Source organism: Serratia sp. GW822-FHT06E05, from assembly GCF_058799445.1.
The window spans coordinates 242,064-262,464 of sequence record NZ_JBXALM010000003.1 but is presented as its reverse complement, the minus strand read 5'-3'; the positions used below and the strand labels follow the sequence as shown (position 1 = coordinate 262,464).

General features: G+C 58.0%; 15 protein-coding genes. 6 read left to right on the top strand and 9 right to left on the bottom strand.

Going from position 1 to position 20,401, the window contains the following annotated elements:
* Positions 1–13: 13 nt before the first annotated feature.
* Positions 14–790, bottom strand: a complete 777-nt coding sequence (gene exuR / locus AC1RKC_RS11145) for a transcriptional regulator ExuR (RefSeq protein WP_020831798.1) — start codon at positions 788–790, stop codon at positions 14–16.
* 116 nt (positions 791–906) lie between these two features.
* Entirely contained in the window at positions 907–2,205 is a 1,299-nt protein-coding gene (locus tag AC1RKC_RS11140) for an MFS transporter (protein ID WP_046372567.1), read from the bottom strand.
* 388 nt (positions 2,206–2,593) lie between these two features.
* On the opposite strand from AC1RKC_RS11140, the gene uxaC reads away from it, so the two are divergent.
* Positions 2,594–4,006 (top strand): glucuronate isomerase, encoded by a 1,413-nt coding sequence (uxaC, locus tag AC1RKC_RS11135; protein WP_493092471.1) that lies wholly within the window; start codon positions 2,594–2,596, stop codon positions 4,004–4,006.
* 20 nt (positions 4,007–4,026) lie between these two features.
* Positions 4,027–5,517, top strand: coding sequence for a UxaA family hydrolase (locus AC1RKC_RS11130; protein ID WP_414161130.1), 1,491 nt, complete (start codon positions 4,027–4,029; stop codon positions 5,515–5,517).
* Positions 5,518–5,574: 57 nt separating this feature from the next.
* On the opposite strand, the gene sstT is transcribed toward AC1RKC_RS11130, so the two are convergent.
* The 5 genes from sstT to AC1RKC_RS11105 form a co-directional block, all read right to left on the bottom strand.
* A complete protein-coding gene (gene sstT, locus AC1RKC_RS11125; RefSeq protein ID WP_130017008.1) occupies positions 5,575–6,810 on the bottom strand; it encodes a serine/threonine transporter SstT in 1,236 nt (411 codons plus the stop codon).
* 267 nt (positions 6,811–7,077) lie between these two features.
* Positions 7,078–8,055: a TerC family protein gene (locus tag AC1RKC_RS11120; protein WP_020831791.1), complete on the bottom strand. Its 978-nt coding sequence runs from the start codon at positions 8,053–8,055 to the stop codon at positions 7,078–7,080.
* A 258-nt stretch (positions 8,056–8,313) separates the two neighbouring features.
* Positions 8,314–9,045 carry a glutamine amidotransferase gene (locus tag AC1RKC_RS11115; RefSeq protein WP_122080279.1) on the bottom strand — a complete coding sequence of 244 codons (732 nt, stop codon included), beginning with the start codon at positions 9,043–9,045 and terminating at the stop codon, positions 8,314–8,316.
* 1 nt (position 9,046) lies between these two features.
* The gene (locus tag AC1RKC_RS11110) at positions 9,047–10,027 is read right to left on the bottom strand and encodes a Gfo/Idh/MocA family protein (RefSeq protein ID WP_128864533.1); all 981 of its coding nucleotides are present in this window, start codon (positions 10,025–10,027) and stop codon (positions 9,047–9,049) included.
* 100 nt (positions 10,028–10,127) lie between these two features.
* Positions 10,128–10,634, bottom strand: coding sequence for a M48 metallopeptidase family protein (locus AC1RKC_RS11105; protein ID WP_493092470.1), 507 nt, complete (start codon positions 10,632–10,634; stop codon positions 10,128–10,130).
* A 149-nt stretch (positions 10,635–10,783) separates the two neighbouring features.
* Here AC1RKC_RS11105 and rlmG point away from each other — a divergent pair, with 149 nt between their 5' ends.
* Positions 10,784–11,923: a 23S rRNA (guanine(1835)-N(2))-methyltransferase RlmG gene (gene rlmG / locus AC1RKC_RS11100; protein ID WP_130017007.1), complete on the top strand. Its 1,140-nt coding sequence runs from the start codon at positions 10,784–10,786 to the stop codon at positions 11,921–11,923.
* A 44-nt stretch (positions 11,924–11,967) separates the two neighbouring features.
* On the opposite strand, the gene AC1RKC_RS11095 is transcribed toward rlmG, so the two are convergent.
* On the bottom strand, positions 11,968–13,989 hold the full coding sequence (locus AC1RKC_RS11095) for an oxidoreductase (protein ID WP_493092469.1): 2,022 nt from the start codon (positions 13,987–13,989) through the stop codon (positions 11,968–11,970).
* A gap of 426 nt (positions 13,990–14,415) precedes the next feature.
* On the opposite strand from AC1RKC_RS11095, the gene AC1RKC_RS11090 reads away from it, so the two are divergent.
* Positions 14,416–16,035 carry an ABC-F family ATP-binding cassette domain-containing protein gene (locus tag AC1RKC_RS11090; RefSeq protein WP_176984413.1) on the top strand — a complete coding sequence of 540 codons (1,620 nt, stop codon included), beginning with the start codon at positions 14,416–14,418 and terminating at the stop codon, positions 16,033–16,035.
* Between the two features lie 14 nt (positions 16,036–16,049).
* On the opposite strand, the gene pdxR is transcribed toward AC1RKC_RS11090, so the two are convergent.
* Entirely contained in the window at positions 16,050–17,534 is a 1,485-nt protein-coding gene (pdxR, locus tag AC1RKC_RS11085; RefSeq protein WP_401527346.1) for a MocR-like pyridoxine biosynthesis transcription factor PdxR, read from the bottom strand.
* Between the two features lie 128 nt (positions 17,535–17,662).
* Between pdxR and AC1RKC_RS11080 the strand changes: the two genes are divergently transcribed.
* Both AC1RKC_RS11080 and AC1RKC_RS11075 read left to right on the top strand, forming a co-directional pair.
* Complete coding sequence (locus AC1RKC_RS11080) at positions 17,663–18,928, top strand: 4-aminobutyrate--2-oxoglutarate transaminase (RefSeq protein ID WP_044553590.1); 1,266 nt, start codon at positions 17,663–17,665, stop codon at positions 18,926–18,928.
* Between the two features lie 12 nt (positions 18,929–18,940).
* Positions 18,941–20,395: an NAD-dependent succinate-semialdehyde dehydrogenase gene (locus AC1RKC_RS11075; protein ID WP_046372577.1), complete on the top strand. Its 1,455-nt coding sequence runs from the start codon at positions 18,941–18,943 to the stop codon at positions 20,393–20,395.
* Positions 20,396–20,401 lie beyond the last annotated feature (6 nt).

Here is a 20,401-nt window from a genome sequence, read left to right as displayed (position 1 = left end):
TTGACCGCCTGGGCTATTTATTTTCGGCGGCTACGCCATCCAGATGCACCACCGGGTTATCGGCGAACAGGTAGCGGTCGGCATTATATTCAAAATCGTCGCTGGTGGCGTTGAACAGCATCTGTTTGGTGTTTTCCAGGTGCTGCCACATGGCCAACTTGGCGGCGTAAGGATCTTTACGTATCAATGCCTTGAGGATCTGATCGTGGTCGTCGCACCAGCTGGCGATGGAGCGATCGTCGATATGCTCATGCAGCTTGATCCAATAAGGGTTATTTACCCGTTGAACCCACATTTTTTCTACGATGGTAGCCATGGCGGTGTTCTGAGTGGCCAGCGCCACCTGCACGTGGAATTTCAGATCCCACTGCGAGTCGCGGAAGCGATCCTCTTTACGCGCCTGTTCCTGGATCTCCATCAGTTGGACGATGTCCTGCTTGGTAACCTGGGTCGCGGCGAATTCGGCGATGTTGCTCTCAATCAGTTGGCGTGCCTGCAGCAGCTCGAACGGCCCGGCAGTGGCAAATTCAATGCTGTCGCCCGGCACCACCAGATGCTTTTGCTGGTTGGACATCACGTGGATCCCGGAACCTTTGCGTACGTCGACGTAGCCTTCCACTTCCAGCATGATGATCGCTTCGCGCACCACGGTACGGCTGACGTTCATCTCTTCGGCAATGTAGCGCTCGGCCGGCAGCTTATCGCCCACCGGGTATCGGCCGCTTTCGATACGCTGTTTAAGCTCGGCGGCCAGTTGCTGATACAGGCGTCTGGTTTCAGTGAATTCCATAGTGAATGCTCTTTGGATAGGGAGGGGCGCATGGCCATGGATTTGTTATACCACTTATCCGGCAGAGCTGCCAGTGGACTCCGGGGAGCGCCCGGCGCGATGGCCGGGCTGCGGGGTTAATGGCGCGCCGGGGAGGGGGCCAATACTGCCTCTTCGGATTGCGTAGCGGGGCGATTTTGCAGGACGGTCCAGATAACGATGGCGCCGAGAATATCGAATACCGACAGTGCGGCAAACAGTGGGCTGAAGCCCAGTGTGTCCGCCAGGGCGCCGACTACCAGGGCAAACAGGGTGCTGGCGGTCCAGGCCGCCATGCCGGTCAGGCCGTTGGCGGTGGCCACCTCGTTGCGACCGAAGACGTCAGAAGACAGGGTAATCAGTGCACCAGACAGCGCCTGATGGGCAAAGCCACCGACGCACAGCAGTGCGATAGCCGCATAGGGGCTGGTAAACAGGCCTATCATGCCAGGCCCAATCATCAGCACGGCACCCAGGGTAACCACCAGCTTACGTGAAACAATCAGGTTCACTTTAAAGTGTTTCTGGAAAAACGGTGGCAGGTAACCGCCGACGATACAGCCCAGATCGGCGAACAGCATCGGCATCCAGGCGAACATGGCGATCTCTTTCAGGTTGAAGCCGTAGGCTTTGAACATGAATAACGGGATCCAGGCATTGAAGGTGCCCCAGGCCGGCTCTGCCAGAAAGCGCGGCAGTGCGATGCCCCAGAACTGGCGGTTGCGAACAATCTGCCAGGCGGACATTTTCTTGGCATTGCCGGTTTGGTGCTGTGCTTCCTGCCCACCCAGAATGTACTCGCGCTCTTCGTCGCTGAGCTTCTTCTGGTCTTTCGGGTGCTTATAGAAAATCAGCCAGCAGACAGCCCAGATCAGGCTCAGCACGCCGGTAATGATGAACGCCATTTCCCAACTGTGCGCGACAATCGCCCAGACCACCAGCGGTGGCGCCAGCATGCCGCCTATTGACGAGCCGACGTTGAAGTAACCCACGGCGATGGAACGTTCTTTGGCCGGGAACCACTCACTGCTGGCCTTCAGCCCGGCGGGGATCATTGCCGCCTCCGCCATGCCCACAGCCCCGCGCGCCAATGCCAGCCCGCCCCAACTGTTGGCCAGAGCCGTGCCCATGCAAAACAGCGCCCACAGGATGGCGAACATGGCGTATCCGACCTTGGTGCCCAAGACGTCCAGCACATATCCCGCCACCGGTTGCATCAGGGTGTAGCAGGCAGAATAGGCCGCGACGATGTAAGAATACTGCTGCGTGGTGATGTGTAAGGTGTCTTCCAACGTGGGCGCGGCGACGGCAATGGCGTTACGCGTCAGGTAACCCAGCACGGTGCCGATGGTTACCAGCCCGATCATGTACCAGCGTAACCCTTTAATTTTACGCATCCGAAATATCTCCCAGTCTTGAATTGGCGGCGCCCTGTCGGCGTCAGCGTTTTAAGGGGTTATCCCTTTATCGTTGATTTGCGCCGGCCTGTTCATCACCGGCGTATGCCCGCCGCAAGCACGACTGGGTGGCGAGACAATAACTTGTCATACAGATTTAAAAGTTGAGTGATATCACAAAAGCCATTTTTCAATTCGGCAATACTGTTTGCCGCATGATTGGGCTGTTTCGGCGCTATCTGACCGCAAAAATGCCGGTTAACGGCCTTTTCTGGGTCATGGCAGCCTGGCTGAAGGCGATATTTTGCTGGACGCCCAATAAAATTGGTGTGATAACTTTGTCGCATTGAACACTGTGTCGAACGGCAAGCAAGGTGAGGAGCCAGCTATGGCGACGTTTTTAAACGAAGATTTCTTGCTGGGCAGCGAATTCGCCCGGCGTTTGTATCATGACTATGCGGCGGAGCAACCGATCTTTGACTATCACTGTCATCTGCCGCCGGAACAGATCGCCGAGAACACCCGTTTCAAAAATTTATACGAAATCTGGCTTAAGGGTGACCACTACAAATGGCGGGCGATGCGCACCAACGGGGTGGCAGAACGGCTGTGTACCGGCGATGCCGGCGATCGTGAAAAATTCGATGCCTGGGCTGCCACCGTACCGCACACCCTGGGTAACCCGCTTTATCACTGGACCCACCTGGAGCTGCGTCGTCCGTTCGGTATCACCGACACGCTGCTTTCCCCGATGACGGCGGACGATATCTGGCAGCGCGGCAATGCCCTGTTGGCGCAGGACGATTTCAGGGCGCGCGGCATCATGCAGCAGATGAATGTGAAGATGGTCGGCACCACTGACGATCCTGTCGACGATCTGCGCCACCATAAAGCCATTGCCGCCGACAGCAGTTTCGATATCAAGGTGTTGCCAAGTTGGCGACCGGACAAGGCGTTTAATATCGATGCGCCGGGCTTCAATGACTATCTGCAAAAGCTGGAAGCTGCAGCCGATATTCATATCGGTCGATTCAGCGCGCTGTGTGACGCGTTGAAAAAGCGCATGGATCATTTTGCCGCCCATGGCTGCAAGGTGGCTGACCATGCGTTGGACGTGGTGGTTTATGGAGAGGCGGATGAAGCTGCACTGGATGCGATTTTAACGGCGCGCCTGAGCGGCAAGCTACCTGCGCCAGAGCAGAGTGCCCAATTCAAAAGTGCGGTGCTGCTGTTCCTGGCGGCAGAATATCAACGCCGTGAATGGGTACAGCAATATCACATCGGCGCGCTGCGCAATAATAACAGCCGCATGCTGGCCAGCGTCGGCCCTGATATCGGCTTTGATTCGATAAATGACCGACCGCTGGCGGAGCCACTTTCACGCCTGCTGGATGCCCAGGCGCGTCAGGGGGGCCTGCCGAAGACCATCCTGTACTGCCTCAACCCGCGTGACAATGAAGTGATCGCCACCATGGTCGGTAACTTCCAGGGAGAGGGTACGCCGGGCAAGATGCAGTTCGGTTCCGGCTGGTGGTTCAACGATCAGAAAGACGGTATGCAACGTCAGATGACGCAATTGGCGCAGCTCGGCTTGTTGAGCCGCTTTGTCGGTATGCTGACTGACAGTCGTAGCTTCCTGTCTTATACCCGCCATGAATATTTCCGCCGCATCCTTTGCCAGATGATGGGGCGTTGGGTGGCAGACGGCGAGGTACCGGCAGATATCGCGCTGCTGGGCGAGATGGTGAAAAACATCTGCTTCGACAATGCCAAGAACTATTTCGCCATTGAACTGGCGTAGCCGCTGCCCGAGGTGGGTTTATGCAAAGCATGGTAAAAATTCATTCGCTGGATAATGTCGCGGTGGCACTGCGCGATCTGGCGGCCGATGAAACGTTGATGCTGGACGGCACGGCAATTCGGCTTGCGCAGCCGGTAGCGCGCGGGCATAAGTTTGCGCTACGGCCGATTACCGCTGGTGAGGCAATCATCAAATATGGCTTGCCGATCGGTCATGCACTGGAGACGATTGCTTCCGGTGTACATATTCACTCGCAAAATGCCAAAACTAACCTGAGTGACCTGGACAGCTATCAGTACCAGCCGCAATTTCCCGTATTACCGCCGCAGGCTGCGGATCGGGAAGTGCAGCTTTATCGCCGTAGCAGTGGGGAAGTAGGGATCCGCAACGAGCTGTGGATCATACCGACCGTTGGCTGTGTCAACGGCATTGCCCGACAGATCCAGCAGCGTTTCCTCAAGGAAACCCAGGATGCGCAGGGGATCGACGGCGTGCACCTGTTCAGTCATCCGTTTGGCTGCTCCCAACTGGGGCAAGATCATGAGAACACCCGCACCATGCTGCAAAACATGGTGCGCCATCCCAATGCTGGCGCGGTGTTGGTGATTGGCCTGGGGTGCGAGAATAATCAGGTGGATGTTTTCCGCAGTACCCTGGGTGCGGTTGATGATCAGCGGGTGCGCTTTATGGTCTGTCAGCAACAGGACGATGAGGTAGAGGCTGGGTTGGAACAGCTACATGCGCTGTACCAGGTGATGCGCGATGATCGCCGTCAACCGGGCAAGCTGAGTGAATTGAAATTCGGGCTGGAGTGCGGCGGGTCTGACGGGCTGTCCGGCATCACCGCCAATCCGCTGTTGGGGCGTTTTTCCGACTATCTGATTGCCAACGGCGGCACGACGGTACTGACTGAAGTGCCGGAGATGTTTGGCGCCGAACGGATCCTGATGAGCCGCTGCCGCGATCGTGCGACGTTCGATAAGACCGTCAGCATGGTCAACGATTTCAAACAGTATTTTATTGCCCATAACCAGCCGATTTATGAAAACCCTTCGCCGGGCAACAAAGCCGGTGGGATCACCACGCTGGAGGAGAAATCGCTCGGCTGCACGCAGAAAGCCGGGCACAGCCAGGTGGTGGACGTGCTCAAATATGGCGAACGGCTGCGGCAACCCGGTTTAAACCTGCTGAGTGCGCCAGGCAATGACGCGGTAGCGACCAGCGCGCTGGCCGGTGCCGGTTGCCATATGGTGTTGTTCAGCACCGGGCGCGGTACGCCCTATGGCGGTTTCGTACCGACGGTGAAGCTGGCGACCAACAGCGAACTGGCGGCGAAGAAGCCGCACTGGATCGACTTCGATGCCGGCCGGCTGATCCACGGCACCCCGATGGAAAGTCTGCTGGAGCAGTTTGTCGATCTGATCGTGGCGATTGCCAATGGTCAGCCAGCACGCAACGAAACCAATGATTTCCGTGAGTTGGCGATTTTTAAGAGCGGAGTGACATTGTAAGGCGACAGTCGTAAAAAAGGCGCCCGATCACGAGCGCCTTCTGGAACATTTTGGGGATTAACGCACTTTCAGCGGGTCTTCATCCGCTAAACGCTGATCTTCCGCCTGACAGGCAGCTGCGGTGAACAGCACGTCGGTCGAGGAGTTCAGCGCGGTTTCGGCGGAGTCTTGCAGTACGCCGATGATAAAGCCGACTGCCACCACCTGCATTGCCACGTCGTTCGGAATGCCGAACATGTTGCAGGCTAATGGGATCAGCAGCAGTGAACCGCCTGCCACGCCGGAAGCGCCGCAGGCACAGATAGCCGCGACGACGCTGAGCAGCAACGCCGTGGGCACATCAACCGGGATCCCCAGAGTATGCACCGCCGCCAGCGTCAGCACGGTAATGGTGATGGCGGCGCCAGCCATGTTGATGGTGGCACCCAGCGGGATGGAAACCGAATAGGTGTCTTCGTTCAGATTCAGCTTTTTGCACAGCTCCATATTCACCGGGATGTTGGCGGCTGAGCTGCGGGTGAAGAAGGCGGTCACGCCGCTTTCGCGCAGGCAGGCAAACACCAGCGGGTAAGGGTTGCGACGGATTTTCCAGTAAACGATCAGCGGGTTCAGCACCAGCGCCACCAACAGCATACAGCCGATCAGCACCACCAGCAGTTGCGCATAGCCCCAAAGCGCACCGAAACCGGTATCCGCCAGCGTCGAGGCCACCAGACCGAAAATACCGAGTGGAGCGCAGCGGATCACCGCGCGTACCACCAGGGTGACCGCATGCGACATATCGTTAATCAGCGATTTGGTGGTTTCAGAGGCGTGGCGCAGCGCCAGCCCCAGACCCACGGCCCAGGCCAGAATACCGATATAGTTGGCGTTAATCAGCGCATGGAACGGGTTGGCGACCACGCTCATCAGCAGGCCTTTCAGCACTTCAATAATGCCGCCCGGCGGGTTGATATCCGCATTGCCGGTCACCAGCGCCAGGTTGGACGGGAACATAAAGCTGACCACTACCGCCACCAGCGCCGCGGCGAAGGTCCCCAGCAGGTAGAGGAACAGGATCGGGCGGATATTGGTTTTTTGCCCGTGCTTGTGGTTGGCGATTGAGGCCATGACCAACACCAGCACCAATACCGGCGCTACCGCTTTTAGTGCCCCGACGAACAGGGCGCCAAGCAGGCCCACCGCAGAAGCTGTTGCCGGCGAGATCAACGCCACGATAATCCCGGCCACCAGGCCGATCATGATTTGTTTAACCAGGCTGCCCTGTACGATCCTGTGTAGTAAGTTTTGCATAATGCTTTTTCCCGATGATGTTGCGTACAGACTTTGTCACCTCGGTGGGAACGCCACCGGACAACTTTATAGGGATCTGTAACCAAGTGTGTTTGCCGAATCAGTATTCAGTAAAGCCTGGGTATTGGAAAGGGGAGAGGGTGAAATTCTGAGCGCGGATCAACTCTTTATAACATACTGATTACATTTGTGTGATCGCAATAACATTTGGCGTTTGGGGGGAATTGCCAAACAATCGCGGGGCGGCAAGCCGCCCCGGCTAACAGATTATGGTGCTTTATGATTGGCCAGACGGTCGTTACGACGGTTAACCCAGGCGTTGATCACCAACGTTAACGTCAGGATACCGGCCACCACGCCGAGCGAAACGCCGATCGGGATATGGAAGAAGTCGATAATCAACATCTTGACGCCGATAAACATCAGGATAATCGACAGGCCGTATTTCAGCATCGAGAAGCGCTCTGCCACGTTAGCCAGCAAGAAGTACATGGCGCGCAGGCCCATGATGGCGAACAGATTCGAGGTCAGAACGATAAACGGATCCGTGGTCACGGCGAAAATCGCCGGGATGCTATCGACCGCAAAGATCACGTCACTCAGTTCGACCAGGATCAGCACCAGCACCAGCGGCGTAGCGAACAGCAGGCCGTTGCGGCGCACGAAGAAACGTTCACCTTCCAGGTTGTCGGTCATACGCAGGTGGCTGCGCAGCCATTTCACCAGCGGCTTGTCACCAATCGCCGAGTCATCTTCTTTTGCCAGCGCCATCTTGATACCGGTAAACAGCAGAAACGCACCGAACAGGTACAGCAACCACTGGAACTGGGTCACCAGCCAGCTGCCGGCGAAAATCATGATAGTACGCAGCACGATCGCGCCCAGTACGCCAAAGATCAGCACACGACGCTGCAGGTTGGCCGGAACGGCAAAGTAGCTGAACAGCATCAGCCAGACGAAGACGTTATCGACCGCCAACGCTTTTTCGATCAGATAACCGGTGAGGAAGGCCAACGCCTGGGTGTCGGCGACGGCGCGCCCGGCGGTTTGGTTCAGGTAGTACCAGAAGCCCAGGTTGAACAGCAAAGAGAGGCTGACCCACACCAGCGACCAACTGGCGGCCTGCTTGAGCGTCATGGTGTGTGCGCCTTTGCGGCCTTGCAGCAGTAAGTCGATTGCGAGCATCACAACTATGATGGCGGCAAAGCTGCCCCATAACCAAGGTGTGCCAACGGTATTCATCATCAGAGGTATCCTTCAAAAACAAAAACGGCCAACGTCGGAAGACGCTAGCCGCTCTTATGAACGCTGCAAGCAAACCTCGCCTTCCGGCAAGGTCTCACTTACAACGTTGATGAAGGTGCACTGATCGTGCCCGTTACATCATGTTGCCCGGTAACCGGATGCTTACGCATCGTAATGACGATTGACCGGCAATGAAGTTACTCCCCTTTGCACGGCAGAAAGTAATGCAAAATATGTCAGCGGTCAACGTTTATTAAGTTACCCGGCCAGGGCTTTTTGCGCGCCGAGGCTGACGACAAATCCCTGCAGCAGCAGCCGACTGAACGGCGTATCGCTAACCTGCTGTTGCTTAAGCTGATACGCTGCCTGCTGCTCTGGATACAGCTCACCGAGCCAGCTCAGATACTGGTGCATCACCGCGCCGTTAAATTCCGGATGGAACTGGGTCGTCAGCACGCGATCGCCATAACTGAGGATCTGATAGGCATCCTGTTGCGACCGGGCCAGCACGACTGCGCCGGCGGGGGGCGTCAACACGCTCTGCGAGTGGATCAGATTGGCCTTGAAGCGCGGCGGTAACATCGCCATTCGCCGGTCGTTGGCGGCGGCGGGCAGCAATTCGACGTCCAATGTGCCGACTTCCATACCCTGCGGGTGATAACCGACTTCACCGCCAAGCGCATAGGCCAACAGCTGGTGCCCGTAGCAGGCACCGAAGATCGGCAGCTGGATCTGCATCGCCTGGCGCAGCCACTCGGCGGCTTGCTCGCTCCACGGCAGCCGTTCGGTCACCATCGCAGGTGAACCGGTGATCACCACGCCGGCGTAATTTTGCGGCGGCAGCGGCTGCTCGCCTGCGGGAAGGTGCACGATCTGCACGCGATCGGCATCAATGTTCCCCTGTTGCAAGAACATGCCGTCGAAGTTGGCCTTTTCCCGGCGGATAACCTCTGGGGCATCGCCGGTTTGCATCAGTAATAAGGGTTTCATGTCACTCTCCGTCGGCAGGGAAGACCACGCCGGTCTGGCGGCGAATTTCGGTCAGCAGGCGGGCGATAATCAGTGAATTCTCCAGCCCCGGGTGTTCCACCTGTCGTTTTTCCACCAGATCGGCGAACACCTGTGCCTCATACAGCATGGTATTGATGTGCTGAGGACGGGTCAGATCCTGACGATGGCCGCCGCGTGGGGTCAGCACCACGCCCTGACACTCAGAAATTTTCTCAATCACCAGCGTTCCTTCTTCGCCCTGGATCTCACTGGGAATGTCCGAGTTGCTGACTTTGGAGTGGGAGAGGGTGACGTCGAAATCGCCGTAGTTGAGGCAAGCGGTACCGTGGGCATCCACACCGGTATCCAGCAGCGCCGCGCTGGCAATCACCGATTTCGGTTCGCCGAACAGGGCTACGGCGCTGGCCAGGCAGTAATAGCCAATGTCCATGATTGAGCCGTTGGAAAACTGCGGATTGAAGGTGTTCGGATTCTCGCCGGCCAGATAGCGCGGGTAGCGTGACGAGTATTGGCAGTAGTTGAGGAAGGCTTTGCGCAACCTGCCGATTTGCGGCAACGCCTGTTGCAGGGCCAGGAAATTCGGCAGATGAGCGCTTTTGAAAGCTTCGAACAGCACCACCTGATTTTCACGCGCGCAGGCCACCAGCTTTTCGGCTTCACGCAGGTTGGACACCAGCGGCTTTTCGCAAATCACATGCTTTTTATGGCTGAGGAACAGCAGCGATTGTTGGCAGTGAAGGGCGTTGGGGCTGGCGATGTAAACCGCATCGATGGCATCAGATTGGGCCAATGCTTCAAGGGAATCGAAAAACAGGCTGACGTGGTAGTTGGCGCCAAATTCCTGCGCTTTTTCCAGCCTGCGCGAATAGACGGCGGTCAATTTCAGCTTGCCGCTTTCGTGCGCGGCGTCGATAAAGCGTTCCGTAATCCAGTTGGTGCCCACAACGGCAAAGCGAATCATAGATATCTCCGGTTCCCAGGCGCTGTACCCTATGCGCTTCACGCGTCGCACAGGGTAAAAAGAATCAGATTATCACGGCATTTACAGAAGGCGAATCTCGCTATGCATACAGATCGCCAAACACGGAGAGGTGGGTCAGATACAGCCGGGTGTCGAACTCCAACTGATGGTAATTGGGTTCCATATGGCAGCACAGGCTGTAGAAGGCCTTGTTGTGGTCTTTCTCTTTCAGATGCGCCAACTCATGTACCACGATCATGCGCAAAAACGGCTCAGGCGCCATCTTGAAGACCGTCGCCACGCGGATTTCCGCCTTGGCCTTCAGTTTGCCACCCTGCACGCGGGAAATGGCGGTGTGCATGCCCAGCGCGTGTTTCATCACCTGAATTTTACCGTCGTAAGCCACCTTGCTCAGCGGTTGAGCGTTGCGCAAATACTGGTTTTTCAGATCGACGGTAAACTGATAAAGCGACTTGTCGGTAGTGCAGTCATGCACTTGCGGATAGCGCTGCAACAGCACATCCCCCAGGCGTCGTTGGTCGATCAACTGCTGCACCTGGCTTTGCAGATGTTCAGGGTAGCCCTGCAGGTAGGTCAGTTCGGACATCATCTTCCCGTTTTGGCCTCAATTGAGCGGGTCATTGTATGATGTTTTTTCGTGCAAAGCCCGCAAAGGGCAATTTATCCGAAAAAACATTTTACTGCCGGGCGTTTTTAGGGGATAAACAGCCCAAATTTTATCAGTCAGGAGGGGCAATGAGCCAACTCGATCTGGGAACACAGCAACTTGAGCTGGAACGTTATCCCCAACAGGAAGAATCCACCCAATTGCAGGCGTGGGAAGCGGCGGACGAATATCTGCTGCAACAGCTTGAAAATATAAACATTGGCGATCGCCCGGTGCTGATTTTCAACGACAACTTCGGCACGTTGGCCTGCGCACTGCACGCTCATCAGCCTTACAGCATCAGCGATTCCTACATGAGTCAGTTGGCAACGCGCCATAACCTGAAGCTCAATGAACTGGATCCGGAGCAGGTGACGCTGCTGGACAGCCTGGCCGAACTGCCTGCTTCACCGGCAGTGGTGCTGATCCGCATTCCTAAAGCGCTGGCACTGCTGGAACAGCAACTGCGCTCGTTGCGCAACGTGGTGGCGCCGGATACGGTCATTATCGCCGGAGCCAAGGCGCGTGACGTTCACACCTCGACCATGCAGCTGTTTGAAAAGGTGCTTGGCCCAACGCGCACCAGCCTGGCATGGAAGAAAGCGCGTCTGATCCACTGCGAAGTGACGGATATTGTGCCGCCGGTGGCCCCGGAAACCACCAACTGGACGCTGGACGGCACGGATTGGCTTATCCACAACCATGCCAACGTGTTCTCGCGCAGCAATCTGGACATCGGCGCGCGCCTGTTCCTGGAGCATCTGCCGAAGGATCTGGAAGGGCATATTGTCGATCTCGGCTGCGGTAATGGCGTGATTGGCCTGACGGCACTGGCGCAGAATCCGCAGGCTCAGGTGACGTTTGTCGATGAGTCTTATATGGCGGTGGCCTCCAGCGAGTTGAACGTAGAGCACAACCTGCCGCAGGATCTGGATCGTTGTCAGTTTGAGGTGAACAACTCACTGGCGGGGATTGAGCGTGAAAGCGTGCAGGCGGTACTGTGCAACCCACCGTTCCACCAACAGCATGCGATCACCGATCACACCGCTTGGCAGATGTTCTGCGACGCCAAGCGTTGCCTGCAGGTCGGTGGCGAGTTGCGCATCGTCGGCAACCGTCATCTGGATTACCACCATAAGCTGAAGCGCCTGTTTGGCAACTGCACCGTTGTGGCATCCAACAAGAAATTTGTGATCCTCAGAGCGGTGAAATCCGGCGCACGTTACTGATTGACCGAGGGGCGCGGTGAATGCGCCCCTCCATGATTAGCGAATTAAAGTGCCATTGCCAGCCGCGTGCCCTGATCGATAGCGCGGCGGGCATCCAGCTCGGCGGCGACGTCCGCACCCCCAATCAAATGCACGGTTTTTCCCATCTCCAGCAGCGGTTGCTGCAGTTCGCGTCTGGGTTCCTGTCCGGCGCAGATAATCACCGTATCCACCGGTAGGCAGCTTTCCTGTTCGGCGCGTGAAATATGCAGGCCTTCATCATCAATGCGTTGGTAGTTCACGCTGTTGAGCATTTTTACACCGCGCATCGCCAGGCTGGTGCGGTGGATCCAACCGGTGGTTTTCCCCAGGCCTTCGCCCACTTTGCTGGTTTTGCGTTGCAGCAGGTAGATCTGCCGAGCAGGGCGGGCAACCACTGGCCCCTGCACCGCCAGCCCGCCGCGTTGGCTAAGCTGGTCATCGATACCCCATTCACGGTTAAATTCCGCCGGATCCAGACTGCTCGACACCCCGTGTTGGCTGAGGTATTCGGCGGTATCGAAGCCGATGCCGCCGGCACCGATAATCGCCACGCGCTGGCCGACCGGCTTTTTATCGCGTAGCACATCCAGATAGGTCAACACTTTGGCGTTGTCGATGCCGGGGATTGCCGGTGTGCGCGGCACAATACCGCAGGCAAGGATCACTTCGTCGAACTCCGCCAGATCGGCCGCCGTCACCCAGGTGCCGAGCTTCACATCGACCTCTTGCAGCATCAATTGGCGACGGAAATAACGCAGCGTTTCATGGAACTCCTCTTTACCGGGGATCTGCTTGGCGATATTGAACTGGCCGCCAATCTGATCGGCGGCATCGAACAGCGTCACCCGGTGGCCGCGGCTGGCTGCGGTGGTGGCAAAGGCCAATCCGGCCGGCCCGGCTCCGATCACCGCCAGCTTTTTCGGCTTCTCCGTTGCCACCAGCGGCATCTCGGTTTCGCGACAGGCGCGAGGGTTCACCAGGCAGGAGGTGAGTTTGCCTTCAAAAATCTGGTCGAGGCAAGCCTGGTTACAACCAATGCAGGTATTGATTTCATCGGCACGCCCTTCGGCGGCTTTCTGCACAAAAGCGGCGTCGGCCAGGAACGGACGCGCCATTGATACCATGTCGGCGCAGCCGTCGGCCAAGACTTGCTCCGCTACCGCCGGGTCGTTGATGCGGTTGGTCGTGATCAGCGGAATGCGCACCTTACCCATCAGCTTGCGGGTCACCCAACTGAATCCTGCTCGCGGCACCATGGTGGCGATGGTGGGGATACGCGCCTCATGCCAGCCAATGCCGGTGTTGATAATAGTGGCCCCGCCTTGCTCAACGGCCAGCGCCAACTGTTCGATTTCCTGCCAACTGGAGCCATCCTCAACCAGATCGAGCATCGAAAGGCGATAAATCAGGATAAATTCGTGGCCGACCGCCTGGCGTACCGCCCGGACGATCTCCACGGCAAAACGCATGCGGTTGCTGAAGCTGCCGCCCCATTGATCATCACGCTGGTTGGTGCGTGCGACCAGGAACTGGTTGATCAGATAGCCTTCGGAACCCATCACCTCGACGCCGTCATAACCTGCCTGTTGAGCTAAAGCCGCGCACTGCGCGAAGTCTGCGATAGTTTGCAGAATGTCCGCGTCGCTCAGTGCGGTAGGGGTAAAGGGATTGATCGGCGCCTGCAGCGCGGAAGGGGCTACCGGCTGCGGCTGGTAGCTGTAGCGACCGGCATGCAGGATCTGCAGCGCAATTTTACCGCCGGCCTTGTGGACGGCGTCGGTGACGATGCGGTGATGGTCGACCTGCTCCGGGTGGCTCAGGGTTGAGCCGCCGCGATAGACCACACCTTTTTCATTGGGGGCGATGCCGCCGGTGACGATCAACGCCACGCCGGCTGCGGCGCGCTCGGCATAGAAAGCGGCCATGCGCTCGGGGCCATTCGGCAGTTCTTCCAGGCCGGTGTGCATCGATCCCATCAGCACCCGATTTTTCAGGGTGGTGAAGCCGAGATCCAGCGGCGCCAGCAGGTGTGGGTAATTGCTCATTGCAGTCTCCATCATTCATCCCCTTCATCTTTCAAGCTGCAGCGTTGTTGGCTGCATTCGCTCACCCCAGTCACCTACCTGAGTAAGCTCCTGGGGACTCGCGAACTTGCTGCCTCGCTGCCGCGTGAAAGCTATTGAGTATGATCTGTAGTTATTATTATGTGCGACCTCAAGTGGTCGGATGAGATAAATCTAGCCGTTGTCTCTGTCGTTGGGAATCTGCGTTGCGCTGAATGTGATAGATGTCATGAATCTGTGCCTCTGTTTGCATGGTGAACAACAAATGGGTTAGCATTTGTTCGTCATAAATTTCCTCTCTCTACGGAGCCATCACCGAAAATGAACACACACGCCTGCTGATATCTTGTCCCACGTTGCGCACACCGGTGCCTTGTGGGGATCTTTTGATTTCATTCAGGAGTGCTTATGGCTCATTTTGCGCAATCCCCTCATTTTGTTTTACATCACCTGATCTGCCAGTTCGCTGACGGCGAAACGCTGTTCGGTCCCTTGGATTTGACTTTCGATCAGCAACGCTGCGGCCTGGTTGGGCGCAATGGCGTCGGCAAAACGCGCTTGCTGCGTTTGATCGCCGGACTGGATCATCCCGGTGGCGGTCATGTTGAATCCCATGCATCGCTGGCTTACGTCGCGCAACAGCCGGAGCTCTCCCCACAGACTACGCTGGCCCAACTGCTGGGCTACGGTGAGATATTTGCCGCATTGGCCCGCCTTGAGCAGGGGCAACCGCTGGCGGACGATCTCGATCTTTTGGAAGGTCAGTGGGATCTGCGCGATCGTCTGCAGGCTGCCTTTGTCGCCGCCGGGCTACCGGCGTTCGATGCGCAACGCCCCGTGAGCGATTTGAGCGGCGGTGAACGAATGCGTGCCGCGCTGTGTGGGGCGATACTGAGCAACGCGGATTTTTTGTTGCTCGACGAACCGACCAACCACCTCGACGGCCGGGGCCGCGACTGGCTGTATCAACAGGTGGAACAGTGGCGTGGGGGCTTGCTGGTGGCCAGCCACGATCGGCAGCTGTTGGCGCGTATGCAGCGCATTGTCGAACTGACGCCGGGCGCACTGCACAGCTACGGCGGCAACTACGACGACTATCGCCGCCAGCGTGATTTGGATCAGCAGGCCGCACGAGCCGGGCTGGAACACGCGCGCCAGGAACGTCGGCGCACCCGGGCCCGGCAGCAGAAAGAACACGACATCAGCCAACGGCGCTCTGCGCAAACGCTGAAAACCGTCGATACGCTCAATATAGCGTCTTTTGAGCGTGTGGCCTACAAAGCGGCGGCCAAAGAAAGCCTCGGCACGCTGCGCAAGCAGCATCAGGACCAGAAGGACGCTCTCGATGCCGCCGTGCGCGATGCCTATCAGCGGGTGGAAGACGACTGCCCGGTGATGCTCACCCTGCCGGGCAGCGCCGTGGTAGCGGGCAAGCAGGTGTTGGTACTCGAACAGTTGGAACTGCCTTTTATCACCATGCCGCCGCTGAATTTTCGCATTGATGGCCCGATGCGCGTGGCGCTGACCGGCCCAAACGGCTGCGGAAAATCCACGTTGCTGAAGGTGATCCTGGGGCAGTTGGCGGCCAAAGCGGGGAGTTGTCACTGCCCACTGTCGACGGCTTACCTCGATCAAACCCTTTCACAGCTCGATCTTTCGCTGTCTGTGGTTGAACATCTGGGGCTGCAGGATTCACCGCTCAATGAGGGTACGGTACGCAGTCAATTGGCGCAGTTGCAGCTAAACGCCGAGCGCGTGCTGTTGCCGATGGCGGTGCTGAGCGGCGGCGAACGACTGAAGGCGGCGCTGGCCTGCATGCTGTGGCGTCGGGAACCGGCGCAGTTGTTGTTGCTGGATGAGCCGACTAACCATTTGGATCTGGCGTCGTCACTGGCAATCGAGGCTTCGCTGGCCAGCTTCCCCGGCGCGATGCTGGTGGTTTCTCATGATGAAAACTTCCTGCAGGCGCTGAAATTGACCCATCGTTTGCAGTGGCAGGCGGGGGAATGGCACCTTCAGAGCTTATGAAGCTCATTCGTGCCTTAGGGCTGCCTTCTGTTTTCAGGGGGGATGCACTCCAACAGCAGGGTAAAAGCGGCGGCCATCTGCTCTTCCGGTACGCAGGCAAAGCCCATCAGCAGGCCGCGGCGATGGTTGGGCAACATGTAGTAACGCGACAGCGGCCGTACCAGTACGCCACGCGTATTGGCTGCGGCGGCAATCGCCACATCGTCCGCCTGGTCCGGCAGGTTGAGGATCAGGTGCAGCCCGGCATTGTTATTGAATTCACTCAGGGCCTGCTTACCCAGATGCTGCTCGATAAGACCGGTTAGGAAGGCGCGCCGCCGGGCATACAGCAGGCGCATGCGGCGGATATGTGCGCTGTAGTGGCCTTCCTGAATAAACTGCGCCAGCGCGGTCTGGATCAGCAAATGGCCGCCGCGATACAGCTCTGCATGTGCGGTTTTCAGCGCCGCCATCAGCGGTTTCGGCAACACCACATAACCCAGTCGCAGCGCCGGATACAGCGTTTTGCTGAAGGTGCCGATATAGATCACCGGCGCGTCGGCTTCCAACCCCTGCAACGCCGGGATCGGCTGACCGGAAAAGCGAAACTCGCTGTCGTAGTCATCTTCAACAATCCAACTGCCGGCGTTGCGCGCCAAGGCCAATAACCTTTGCCGACGCGCCAGGCTCATCACCGATCCCAATGGGTACTGGTGCGACGGCGTGACGAAAATCAGCCGCGGCGCCTCGGTAGGCTGTTCCGGTGGCACCATACCGGCTTCATCCACCGCCAACGGGCAGATATTCACGTCGTTCATCCGCAGGATATTGCGGATCCCCCAATAGCCCGGTTCTTCAATCCATGCGTCATCGCCCGGATTACACAGCATGCGCGTCACCAGATCTATCGCCTGATGGATGCCTTCGGTAATCAGAATTTGCTCTGGCGAACAGCGTACCGAGCGCGCTACGCGCAGATAGTCCACCAGCGCATGCTGCAGCTCCGGACTGCCGCCCTGGTTGCTGTAGGTCAACTTCTGCGGGGCCGGACGACGGCTGATACGCGCCTGGATCTTGCTGAATAACTGGTGTGGGAAAGCATTGACGTCAGGCACGCCGGGGATAAAGGCGCCCCACTGTTTGGGGCTGGCGCTGGCGTGGTGCAGCAGGGTGGCACCACGCGCTGACAGTTCAATCCGCCGCTGTTCCCCGTCACTGCCTGCTGGCGCGCTGACGGTGGATAAACAGCTGTCCGGGACGGTTTCGGCGACGAATGTGCCGCTTCCGGCGCGTGCCAAGACATATCCTTCCGCCAAGAGTTGTTCATAAACGGTTAATACAGTGTTACGAGAAAGGCTGAGCTCCTGGGCTAAATCCCGTGAGGCGGGCAGGCGGCTGGAGGGCGGCAGGCTACCGTCCAAAATGCTGGTGCGGATCGCATTATAAAGCCGCTTATGCAGCTTATCATCCGGCTGTTCGCCAAGACGTTGCAACAGCAGGTCACCACTCAGTGAGCGCAATTGGATCCCTCAATTAATCGTAACTGGCTCTCGATTATAGGGCCACATCCTGTGTAAATAAACGTCATTGTTTCACGAATGTGAACAAACCGTTTAGCTGGCACCGACTACCGACTGGAGAGAACAACATGAAAAACGCAGAATTGAATCAACGTCGTCAGGATGCCACCCCACGTGGGGTCGGCGTGATGTGCGGCTTTTACGCCGAACGCGCCGAGAACGCCACGCTGTGGGATGTCGAAGGGAATGAAGTTATCGATTTTGCCTCCGGTATCGCCGTATTGAATACCGGACACCGCCACCCGAAGGTGATCGCTGCCATTGAGAAGCAACTGAAGGCCTTCACCCATACCGCTTACCAGATTGTCCCTTACGAAAGCTACGTTTCGCTGGCCGAACGCATCAACCAGTGTGCGCCGATCGAAGGACCATGTAAAACCGCGTTCTTCACCACGGGGGCGGAAGCGGTAGAGAACGCCGTCAAAATTGCCCGCGCCCACACTGGCCGTCCGGGTCTGATCACCTTCGGCGGCGGCTTCCACGGCCGCACCTACATGACCATGGCGCTGACCGGCAAAGTGGCGCCTTACAAACTGGGCTTCGGGCCATTCCCGGGATCGGTGTTCCACGGCCAGTATCCGAATGCGCTGTATGGCGTGACCACCGAAGATGCGATGAACAGCCTGGAGCGTATCTTTAAAGCGGATATCGATCCCAAGCAGGTTGCGGCCATCGTGCTGGAGCCGGTGCAAGGTGAAGGTGGTTTCAACGTCGCACCGGCCGAGTTTATGCAGGCGTTGCGCACCTTGTGCGACGAACACGGCATTTTGCTGATTGCCGACGAAGTGCAAACCGGTTTTGCCCGTACCGGCAAGCTGTTTGCCATGGATCATTACAGCGTCAAACCCGATCTGATCACCATGGCGAAAAGCCTGGCGGGCGGCATGCCGTTGTCGGCCGTAGCCGGTCGTGCAGAGGTGATGGATGCCCCGGCACCGGGCGGGCTGGGTGGCACCTATGCCGGTAACCCGCTGGCGGTGGCGGCAGCGCTGGCGGTGCTGGATGTGATTGAAGAAGAGCAGCTATGCCAACGTTCTCAACGCCTGGGCCAGCATCTGGTGGAGGTGCTGCAGCAGGCCCGCCAGACCAGCCCGGCGATTGCGGATATTCGTGCGCAGGGTTCGATGGTGGCGGTGGAGTTCAACGATCCCAAGACCGGCAAACCCTCGGCCGAGATCACCCGCCAGGTGCAGCAGAAAGCGCTGGAAGAAGGCCTGCTGCTGCTGAGCTGCGGTGTTAACGGCAACGTGATCCGCTTCCTGTACCCACTGACCATTCCTGAAGACCAGTTCACCAAGGCGCTGGGCATTCTTTCCCGCGCGCTGGCTCAATAAGGAGTGACCGGTATGAAATTGAATAACCCCGAGCTGCTGCGCAGCCAGTGCCTGATTAACGGCGAGTGGTGCGATGCGCTGAGCGGTAAACGTGAAGCGGTCATCAATCCGGCGACCGGCGTTGAGCTGGCCAGTATTCCGTTAGTCAGCGGCGAAGAAACTCAACAGGCGATTAACGCTGCGCAGGTTGCGCAGCAAGGTTGGAAACAACTGACCGCCAAACAGCGTTCCGCTCTGATGCTGACCTGGGCCGACAAGGTGCTGGCGGCGCAGGAAGATCTGGCCCAGTTGATGACCGCGGAGCAGGGCAAATCGCTGGCGGAAGCGCGTGGTGAAGTGGCTTATGCCGCCTCGTTTATCACCTGGTTTGCCGAAGAGGCCAAGCGAGTGGACGGCGCGGTACTGCAAGCGCCGCAGGCTTCACAACGTCTGGTGGTGGTAAAACAGCCCATTGGCGTTTGTGCGGCGATCACTCCGTGGAACTTCCCGGCGGCGATGATCACCCGCAAGGTGGCGCCGGCGCTGGCAGCAGGTTGCGCAATTATCGTTAAACCGGCCGAACAAACGCCGCTGACCGCGCTGGCGTTGGGCAAGCTGGCGCAGGACGCCGGCATTCCGGCGGGGGTGCTGCAGATCGTGACCGGCGATGCCGCTCAGGTGGGCAAAGTATTGTGTGACAGCCCGGTGGTACGCAAGTTGAGCTTTACCGGTTCGACCGAGGTCGGCCGCATTCTGATGGCGCAGTGCGCGCCAACCATCAAAAAGCTGTCGCTGGAGCTGGGTGGCAATGCGCCGGTGATCGTTTTCGACGACGCCAATCTGGACGCGGCCGTGGCGGGTATTATGGCCTCCAAATTCCGCAATAGCGGCCAGACCTGCGTCTGCGCCAACCGTATCTACGTGCAGGACGGCATCTATGACCGGCTGGTGGATAAGCTGGTGGCGGCGGTCGAGCAACTGAAGGTCGGTGACGGCAGTCAGGCGGGCACCACTCAGGGCCCGTTGATTGACCAGGATGCGGTGGAAAAAGTGCAGAGCCATATCGACGATGCATTGATCAAGGGCGCGCAAATCGCTATCGGCGGTCAGCCGCATGAGCTGGGTCGTACCTTCTTCCAGCCTACGGTAGTGACCGGCGTGACGCAGAAAATGCGCTTCGCCAAAGAGGAAACCTTTGGCCCGGTGGCGCCGCTGTTCCGTTTCCATGACGAGGCGGAAGCTATTGCCATGGCCAACGATACCGAGTTCGGTTTGGCCGCCTATCTGTTCACGCAGAACGCCTCGCGTCAATGGCGAGTGCCGGAGGCGTTGGAATACGGCATGGTCGGCATCAATACCGGTCTGATTTCCAATGAAGTGGCACCTTTTGGCGGCGTGAAGCAGTCAGGGCTCGGACGTGAAGGATCGCGTTACGGGATTGAAGAATATCTGGAGCTGAAATACCTGTGTATCGATGTGAGCTGTTAACCCCTG